This is a genomic window from Rhodococcus sp. FH8, assembly GCF_019266085.1.
Lineage (GTDB): Bacteria > Actinomycetota > Actinomycetes > Mycobacteriales > Mycobacteriaceae > Rhodococcus_F > Rhodococcus_F qingshengii.
On the sequence record NZ_LPNQ01000080.1, the window covers coordinates 684562 to 691244 of the forward strand.

The 6683-nt window shown below is 60.6% G+C and carries 10 protein-coding genes and 1 pseudogene; 7 read left to right on the forward strand and 4 right to left on the reverse strand.

Annotated elements, in window-relative coordinates:
• Positions 1–133 precede the first annotated feature (133 nt).
• Entirely contained in the window at positions 134–925 is a 792-nt protein-coding gene (locus tag ATN38_RS29835) for an SDR family NAD(P)-dependent oxidoreductase (protein WP_054187942.1), read from the forward strand.
• A 50-nt stretch (positions 926–975) separates the two neighbouring features.
• Here the strand turns inward: ATN38_RS29835 and ATN38_RS29840 are convergent, their stop codons facing one another.
• Positions 976–2316, reverse strand: coding sequence for a DUF1254 domain-containing protein (locus tag ATN38_RS29840; RefSeq protein WP_054827303.1), 1341 nt, complete (start codon positions 2314–2316; stop codon positions 976–978).
• 101 nt (positions 2317–2417) lie between these two features.
• Between ATN38_RS29840 and ATN38_RS29845 the strand changes: the two genes are divergently transcribed.
• The 4 genes from ATN38_RS29845 to ATN38_RS29860 all read left to right on the forward strand — a co-directional run bounded on the left by ATN38_RS29845 (position 2418) and on the right by ATN38_RS29860 (position 4973).
• Positions 2418–2819 (forward strand): nuclear transport factor 2 family protein, encoded by a 402-nt coding sequence (locus ATN38_RS29845; protein ID WP_007734703.1) that lies wholly within the window; start codon positions 2418–2420, stop codon positions 2817–2819.
• 164 nt (positions 2820–2983) lie between these two features.
• Positions 2984–3139: a DUF6131 family protein gene (locus tag ATN38_RS29850; protein ID WP_003945564.1), complete on the forward strand. Its 156-nt coding sequence runs from the start codon at positions 2984–2986 to the stop codon at positions 3137–3139.
• A 135-nt stretch (positions 3140–3274) separates the two neighbouring features.
• Positions 3275–3751: a hypothetical protein gene (locus ATN38_RS29855; protein ID WP_003945539.1), complete on the forward strand. Its 477-nt coding sequence runs from the start codon at positions 3275–3277 to the stop codon at positions 3749–3751.
• A 64-nt stretch (positions 3752–3815) separates the two neighbouring features.
• Complete coding sequence (locus tag ATN38_RS29860) at positions 3816–4973, forward strand: AI-2E family transporter (protein WP_042453495.1); 1158 nt, start codon at positions 3816–3818, stop codon at positions 4971–4973.
• A gap of 7 nt (positions 4974–4980) precedes the next feature.
• Here the strand turns inward: ATN38_RS29860 and ATN38_RS29865 are convergent, their stop codons facing one another.
• Positions 4981–5196 carry a hypothetical protein gene (locus tag ATN38_RS29865; RefSeq protein ID WP_003945874.1) on the reverse strand — a complete coding sequence of 72 codons (216 nt, stop codon included), beginning with the start codon at positions 5194–5196 and terminating at the stop codon, positions 4981–4983.
• Positions 5197–5384: 188 nt separating this feature from the next.
• Between ATN38_RS29865 and ATN38_RS29870 the strand changes: the two genes are divergently transcribed.
• Positions 5385–5654, forward strand: coding sequence for a DUF4235 domain-containing protein (locus tag ATN38_RS29870; RefSeq protein WP_007734706.1), 270 nt, complete (start codon positions 5385–5387; stop codon positions 5652–5654).
• Between the two features lie 22 nt (positions 5655–5676).
• On the opposite strand, the gene ATN38_RS29875 is transcribed toward ATN38_RS29870, so the two are convergent.
• Entirely contained in the window at positions 5677–6084 is a 408-nt protein-coding gene (locus ATN38_RS29875) for a RidA family protein (RefSeq protein ID WP_019747226.1), read from the reverse strand.
• Positions 6085–6195: 111 nt separating this feature from the next.
• Here ATN38_RS29875 and ATN38_RS29880 point away from each other — a divergent pair, with 111 nt between their 5' ends.
• A complete protein-coding gene (locus tag ATN38_RS29880) occupies positions 6196–6411 on the forward strand; it encodes a BldC family transcriptional regulator (protein WP_003945782.1) in 216 nt (71 codons plus the stop codon).
• Between the two features lie 72 nt (positions 6412–6483).
• On the opposite strand, the pseudogene ATN38_RS29885 reads toward ATN38_RS29880, so the two are convergent.
• Positions 6484–6683, reverse strand: a pseudogene (locus tag ATN38_RS29885) (acetyl-CoA C-acyltransferase); the annotation flags it as partial.

The window sequence follows — 6683 nt, forward strand, 5'->3', positions numbered from 1 at the left end:
GATTTCGCAGTGCCACACCTGTTGCAGTGCTGCGCATTTCCCGTACCTGAAGTTTCTCGCGGGTGAGTTGTGAGTGTCGGCGCCACCGAGCCTGGAATGCCAGCCAACTCGTTTTCGTGAAAGGTACACAGCAATGAATCGTTTCGAAGGTCGTCGTATTCTCGTCACCGGCGCAGGATCTGGAATCGGGCAGGCCACCGCGCTGCGGTTGCTCGCCGAAGGTGGCCGCGTGGTCGCTGCAGACATCTCCGAGCAGGGTTTGGCGAACACCCGGAAATCGGCAGAACATGCTTCGACGGAGGATCGCCTCGACACCGTCGTCGTCGATATCGGTGACGAGAGTTCCGTCATCAAGGTTGTGGGTCAGGCGATTTCGACTCTCGGGGGATTGGACGTACTGGTCAACGCCGCCGGGATACTGCGTGGTGGGCACACCCACGAGACCTCGCTGGACCTGTGGAATCAGGTGCTCTCCGTGAATTTGACGGGCACTTTCCTCGTCACCCGCCAGGCACTGCCGGCTCTCCTCGCCACCGCCAACGCAGTCGTGGTGAATTTCAGTTCCACCTCCGCGGCCTTCGCGCACCCGTACATGGCCGCGTACGCCGCAAGTAAGGGAGGAATCCAGTCCTTCACTCACGCACTGGCTCTCGAATACGGCAAGCAGGGTCTGCGTGCCGTCGCGGTGGCTCCAGGCAGTGTGAAGAGCGGGATCACCGACACTACGGCGTCGTACTTGCCGGAAGACACCGACTGGTCGCTCTTCGGCAAGTTGTCACCGATTCTGAGCACTGATCTGGAGTCCGGTGGTGCCCCCATGGCCGGGCCGGAAAGTGTTGCGGGAGTTATCGCGATGTTGGCATCCGACGATGGTGCCTTCATCACGGGCACGGAGATCCGTGTCGACGGCGGCACACACGCCTGATTCTGAGTCCGTCTGACGGCCCGCACAGGCAGGCCGTCAGACGCGAGCCGTCATTCTTGCGAGCGAGTGATGGCGGGGACGACGTAGGACTGATCGAGCACGGCGGGCGAAGGTTCGTACATTCTCAGTACCGGTCGGAAATCCCCGCGCGGTGCGGGCAGCCAGTTTGCCTTCGCCGTGGGATCTTTCGGCTCCTCGTGGCTGATCGTGATCGTCAACGCACCGTCGGCGTCGTGGACGATTCCTGGAGTGCGGTCGCCGATCGAGTATCGGTCGACGGGGTTCGCCACGAGGAAGAAGTCCGGCACCGAGTACATCGTCAGCGACCAGAAGGCGCTCACCGGCGGAGTGGGGTCGAGTCTTATTGTGTAGGTGTGGGTTCCGTTCAACTGCTCGCCCTGATCGTCGACGTAGGTCATGATGTACGCCGCTTCGTAAGGGTGGTTGCCCCACAGCCCGCCCTTGGCAGCCGCGGCGCGTTCGACGATGCGCAACTTGGGATCGGCGATCTTGAATTGTGAATCGTCGATTGTGCCGACCTCGAAGTAGTCGAGGTTGTAGTCGAAGGCGTGGAATGTGAGCTTCCATCCGTTGACTTCGGGGCTGGAGCCTTTCGTGAGGGCCTCGAGCAGGTTCTTCTCACCGATCGTCAATCCGTCAGCCAACGCGGCTGCCTCGTCGGCAGACAGCGATACGTAGGGAGAGGCCCCGTGCTCGGTGATTCCGATCAGGGAGAAGGAATCCTGGAGTTCTCGATCTCGCGGGGCCGGCGGAAACGCCTGTGACCAGATGCGGAGTTTCTCGAGGAACAGGAGGTCCTGGCTTACCCCGGGTTCGGGCACTGGGAGACCCGCCGAGTTTCCGGTGGAGTCGACGACGGTCAGCGTGGTGGCGTCCTGCAAGGCGTGCACCGCAGGGAGGTCGTCGTCGCCACCGCATGCCCACCGGCCCACGATCGACGCAATGTTCGTGGGAAATCTGATCACCGTGGTCTGGTCCGCCGGGGTTCCCGTCCAGGTGGGTGGGACGAGAAGGAAGTCTCCGCTCTTCGTGCCGGTGGCCCGATGCCCGACGTAAGCGAAATTGTTTGTCCAGGCGTCCACGAACTGGAGGACGTAGTAACGGCCATCGGTATCGGGGACGTGCAGCGCAACGGGGCCGACAGAGAGATCGATCTGCGCCATGGAATACACGGTGTCGTTGTTGATCGTGACGAAAGTGTCTGCCGGCCCGGCCAGTGTTCGGGCGTGGCTGAAGGTGTTGAAAGGTGCGGCGGGGTTCGCTCCGACACCGTTGTGAACATACCGATGGACCTGGTCGAGATTGAAAACGAGGGGAAATCCGTAGATATACGCCTGAGCTGCAAGCTCGGTGCGACTGGTGTCTGTCATCTCTGCCCTCTCGTCGTGCACGTCGGTTCGAAGTCCACCCTGCGGGAACCCTGCCGTCGGGGCATCACCCGCCGAGGGTGACGACGGTAGAGGGAGAAGACATGTCGGATCAGGAGAGTGCGGCATTGGTCGCTGTCGCAGACGAGTGGAACGTCGCGATGTGCTCGAACGACGCCGAACGGATCGGCGATTTCATGGCAGACGACTGGGTGATCGTCTCGGAATCCGGAGTGTCGACCAAAGCGGAGTTCCTGGGTTTCGTGGCCTCGGGCGACCTGACTCATTCGGCGATGGACCGCGTCGGGAGCGCTCGCGTGCGTTTCTTCGGTGACGTCGCACTGTTCACCACGCGGATCGTCAATACCGCGCACTACGGCGGCAGACAATACGACGCCGACGAGTGGACCACCGACGTGTTCGCGCGGCGAGACGGTCGTTGGTGCTGCGTGTTGAGCCACATCACGCCGGCGGTCGAGGCGAAGATCGAGGACGTGGAACTATGACGTAGAGATAAGAGAAAGGCTGATGTTTTAACGGTGACACTATTGGGTAGTAATACGAGTTTCGCATTTATGAATGTATTTATCGGATTTATCGATTGTGAAGTTTCTGTAGTAGCGTCAGTTGAGTAGATCATTTTGATACGCATACCGGATGAGGTTCTCACATGATTGTTCTCGGCATTATTCTGGCGTTGATCGGCTTTTTCACGGGGTTGAGCATTCTGACCACCGTCGGCATCATCTTGGTCGTCGTAGGTGCAGTTTTGTCCATCCTCGGTGCTACCGGGCGCGCAGTGGGCGGACGAAAAGTCTGGTATTGATCAATACTGCGCGAGTAGCTGAGAAGGCGGTACCCGATCTCTTCGGAGATCGGGTACCGCTTTTTGTGCTCCAACTGGTTTTCGGTCTCTCTACCCCAAATTATCGATCTGAGCGGCATCGGGTAAACATGAAGGATGCTTTCTCGAGACCATGACGAAGAGAAATCTGCCGAGCGATTCAGATTCCCTCGCAGATGGAATCAGGTTGACGAATCGCGCCGCGGTTTGGTGTTGGCGTGGGTGGCCTTCACGTTGACGTTCGGCGGAGCACGTCTGGTGACGTGGTTGATCCAGATCGACACCAGGGACGTCGGCGACATCAGCGCCGGTGGCACTCATCTGCATCACTATTTATGGGGAATTCTGCTGTTGGCCGGGGTGGCGATCTTCGGACTCGTAGACCGAAGCCCTCGCGCAAGAACATGGATGGGCATCGCGTTGGGCATCGCACTCGGGCTCATCGTCGACGAGGCTGCGTTACTGATCACTCTCGACGACGTCTACTGGCAGAGCGACGGTTGGCCCAGCATCGCCATCGCTGTGTCGATCATCGGAGTGGTAGGAACCGGTCTCGCGCTGACCCGAAGCGGAGCGGAGAAGCCTCGAGGTTGATCCGGCCACGGCACGGGTACTCACTCCCGTGCCGGGAAGTCGCGCGGATCGTGAGGTGGCTTGAATGGATCCCAGTTCCGCGGACACCTCACCGGATTCCGACAGTGAAGTCAAAGCTGCAGATCCGATGGCGGAAGCCGAACGTGAAGCCGCAGCATTGGCGACGCCCGTCCGGCCGCTGGGCGAACCGGGGCCGAGGTTCGATCGTCGTTCACCGTTCTTCATCGGTCTGAGCGCGGCGGCCGGTGTTGCCGTGACGTACGCGGTGATCGAAGTGCTCCTGGCGGCGCGAGGCATGCTGATCCTGATCGTGGTCGCGCTGTTTCTCGCGGTGGGCATCGAACCGATGATCGTCTGGCTGGAGCGGAGACATTTCCGACGCTGGATCGCAGTCACCGTGGTACTCCTCGGAATTGCAGTGATGTTGGCGCTGTTTCTGGTTGCTGCGATCACCCCGCTGGTCGAGCAGGGACGTCAGTTCGCATCACACGCTCCCGAACTTCTGACACACATTCGTGACCGGTATCCGATCGTCAGCGACCTCGACGAGAAGTATCACCTCGAGGAGCACCTCACCACCCAACTGGACGGTTCGGGGTCTGCGCTTGCGACGGGTTTGCTCGGAGCGGGGCGGGCGGTGTTCAGCGCAGTCGCCGACGCTGGAATCGTTGCTGTACTGACGACGTACTTCTTGATCGACTACCCACGAATCCGCACGAATCTGTATCGGCTGGTGCCACATTCGCGGCGGCCACGAGCAATCGCCATCGGTGATCAGATACTGGCAGGTGTGGGTGGGTACGTCCTCGGCAATGTTCTGATCTCCGTGATCACCGCAGTGTGCACCTTCGCGTGGTTGTTGATCTTCGACGTGCCGTATCCGTTGATCCTGGCGCTGCTGGTCGCTCTGCTCGATCTGATCCCGATAGTCGGTTCCACGATCGCAGGGGTTGTCGTCGCCCTGGTCTCCCTGACAGTCTCTGTCCCAACGGCATTGGCGACAGTTGCGTTCTTCATTGCGTTACGTCTGCTCGAGGACTACCTGCTCGTTCCGAAGATCATCGGGAAGACGGTGGCGGTCCCGGCACTGGTGACCGTTGTCGCGGTTCTGTTGGGTGGAGCGTTGCTCGGTATTGTCGGTGCGTTGCTGGCGATTCCGGTCGCTGCGGCCTTGCTGCTGCTTGCAAGGGAGACGCTCTTCCCGCGCCTCGACGCTTCTTGACCGGCTTCTATCGGACGCTTCGCGCGCGACGCCGAGAACCAGGATTCGGCTTGGGGCACATCCGAGTCGGGATGGTTTCTCCCTCGGCGGTGATACGGAATACCGAGACTTTCTCGCTACAACCGTGATTCAGATCGACCGCGTATGCGATTGCGGCGCGATCCGAGACGAAATCTTCCATCACCGTTGTACCGTCCGGTAGTTCGATTCTGTAGTTTTCCATGACTTACACAACCTTCTTTCGCTAAGACGATCCTACCCGGCTCGAGAAGTGGCAAACCCGTGGAACACAACGTGCGACAGTCGTCTTCGTGCCTCGCCGGTGCAATGTTTCGACACCTCGCCTGCCGGGTAGTGAGAGTCGGTCAGCCCGCTCAGGCGGTACGTATCGAACCACGGAGGATCCGCGCAATGAGCGCAGTATCGAAAGCGATGTACAAGCCACTCTCACTGGCGACCAGCGTCCTGGGCGGCATCTTGGCCGGCGCTGTCTTCCAGCAGGTGTGGAAGCGCATCGGTGACGACAAGAATGCGCCCGAGCCCAAAGACTTGAGCAGGTCGAGCAAGGAAGTCCTGATCGCCGCAGCCCTGCAGGGAGCCATCTTCGCTGTTGTGCGAGCCGCAGTGGATCGCGCGGGGGCAAAGGGCTACCAGGCCCTTGCTCATGAAGATCCTCGGTAGGAACGCCCGGTTCGGTTCGAGTTCAGTCGACGACGGCCGCGATTGCCTCGATCTCGACCAGTTGATCGTCGTAACCGAGAACGGTCACACCCATCAGAGTGCTCGGGGCGTCGTGATCACCGAACGCGTCGCGGACTACCTCCCACGCCGCAACCAGGTCGGCTTGATTGCTCGACGCCACCAGAACGCGGGTGTTGATCACGTCGGTGATGGACGCGCCCGCGTCCGAGAGAGCTGTTCTCAGGTTGTCGACGGCCTTGGCTGCCTGTCCTGCGTAGTCACCGATGGCGGCAGTAGAGCCGTCCTCGTTCAACGGGCAGGATCCGGCCAGGAAGATCAGTCGGGCCTCGGCGGGAGCCGTTGCTGCATAGGCATATTCAGCCACCGAAGAGAGTGACGTGGAACGGATCAGAGTTACCGACTTCGACATTATTTCCCCAAGGAATAGTAAAGTTTTGCAGCGAGTCTTTCACAGCACGCCAGGGGTTGCCAATTCATCGTCGGACCCATCCCTTCAGTCGGCAGCTACGAATGACTGTCAATGAGCCGAGAAGAAGAGCACACAGCACCTGTCGACGAGTGGCTGACGACCAAACAGGTTGCAGCACTGTTCCACGTCGACAGGACCACGGTGTCCAGATGGGCGAGGGAGGGCAAAGTCGGCACTCTGAGAACGCTTGGCGGGCATCGGAGGTACCGGCGATCGGAGATCGAGACGTTGCTGCGTAACCGCTCGACGACGCTCGATCACCAATAACCTCCGGCACGAAACAGACAGGTCGCCGAGCATGATGAGGGCTCGGCGACCTGTCTGGTCAGCAGGAAGTAATCAGGCCTTGGGGACGCGGATGATGAGTGCGTCGCCTTGTCCGCCGCCGCCGCAGAGTGCGGCTGCGCCGATGCCGCCGCCGCGGCGTTGCAGTTCGAGGGCGAGGTGCAGGGCGATGCGGGCGCCGGACATGCCGAGGGGGTGGCCGACGGCGATGGCGCCGCCGTTGACGTTGACCTTGGCGGGGTCGAGGCCGAGTT

What these genes read in the sequence shown, in the direction of transcription:
- ATN38_RS29835 (WP_054187942.1), top strand. Translation starts at nt 134, where the DNA reads ATGAATCGTTTCGAAGGTCGTCGTATTCTCGTCACCGGCGCAGGATCT.
- ATN38_RS29840 (WP_054827303.1), bottom strand. Translation starts at nt 2,316, where the DNA reads ATGACAGACACCAGTCGCACCGAGCTTGCAGCTCAGGCGTATATCTAC.
- ATN38_RS29845 (WP_007734703.1), top strand. Translation starts at nt 2,418, where the DNA reads ATGTCGGATCAGGAGAGTGCGGCATTGGTCGCTGTCGCAGACGAGTGG.
- ATN38_RS29850 (WP_003945564.1), top strand. Translation starts at nt 2,984, where the DNA reads ATGATTGTTCTCGGCATTATTCTGGCGTTGATCGGCTTTTTCACGGGG.
- ATN38_RS29855 (WP_003945539.1), top strand. Translation starts at nt 3,275, where the DNA reads ATGCTTTCTCGAGACCATGACGAAGAGAAATCTGCCGAGCGATTCAGA.
- ATN38_RS29860 (WP_042453495.1), top strand. Translation starts at nt 3,816, where the DNA reads ATGGATCCCAGTTCCGCGGACACCTCACCGGATTCCGACAGTGAAGTC.
- ATN38_RS29865 (WP_003945874.1), bottom strand. Translation starts at nt 5,196, where the DNA reads ATGGAAAACTACAGAATCGAACTACCGGACGGTACAACGGTGATGGAA.
- ATN38_RS29870 (WP_007734706.1), top strand. Translation starts at nt 5,385, where the DNA reads ATGAGCGCAGTATCGAAAGCGATGTACAAGCCACTCTCACTGGCGACC.
- ATN38_RS29875 (WP_019747226.1), bottom strand. Translation starts at nt 6,084, where the DNA reads ATGTCGAAGTCGGTAACTCTGATCCGTTCCACGTCACTCTCTTCGGTG.
- ATN38_RS29880 (WP_003945782.1), top strand. Translation starts at nt 6,196, where the DNA reads ATGAGCCGAGAAGAAGAGCACACAGCACCTGTCGACGAGTGGCTGACG.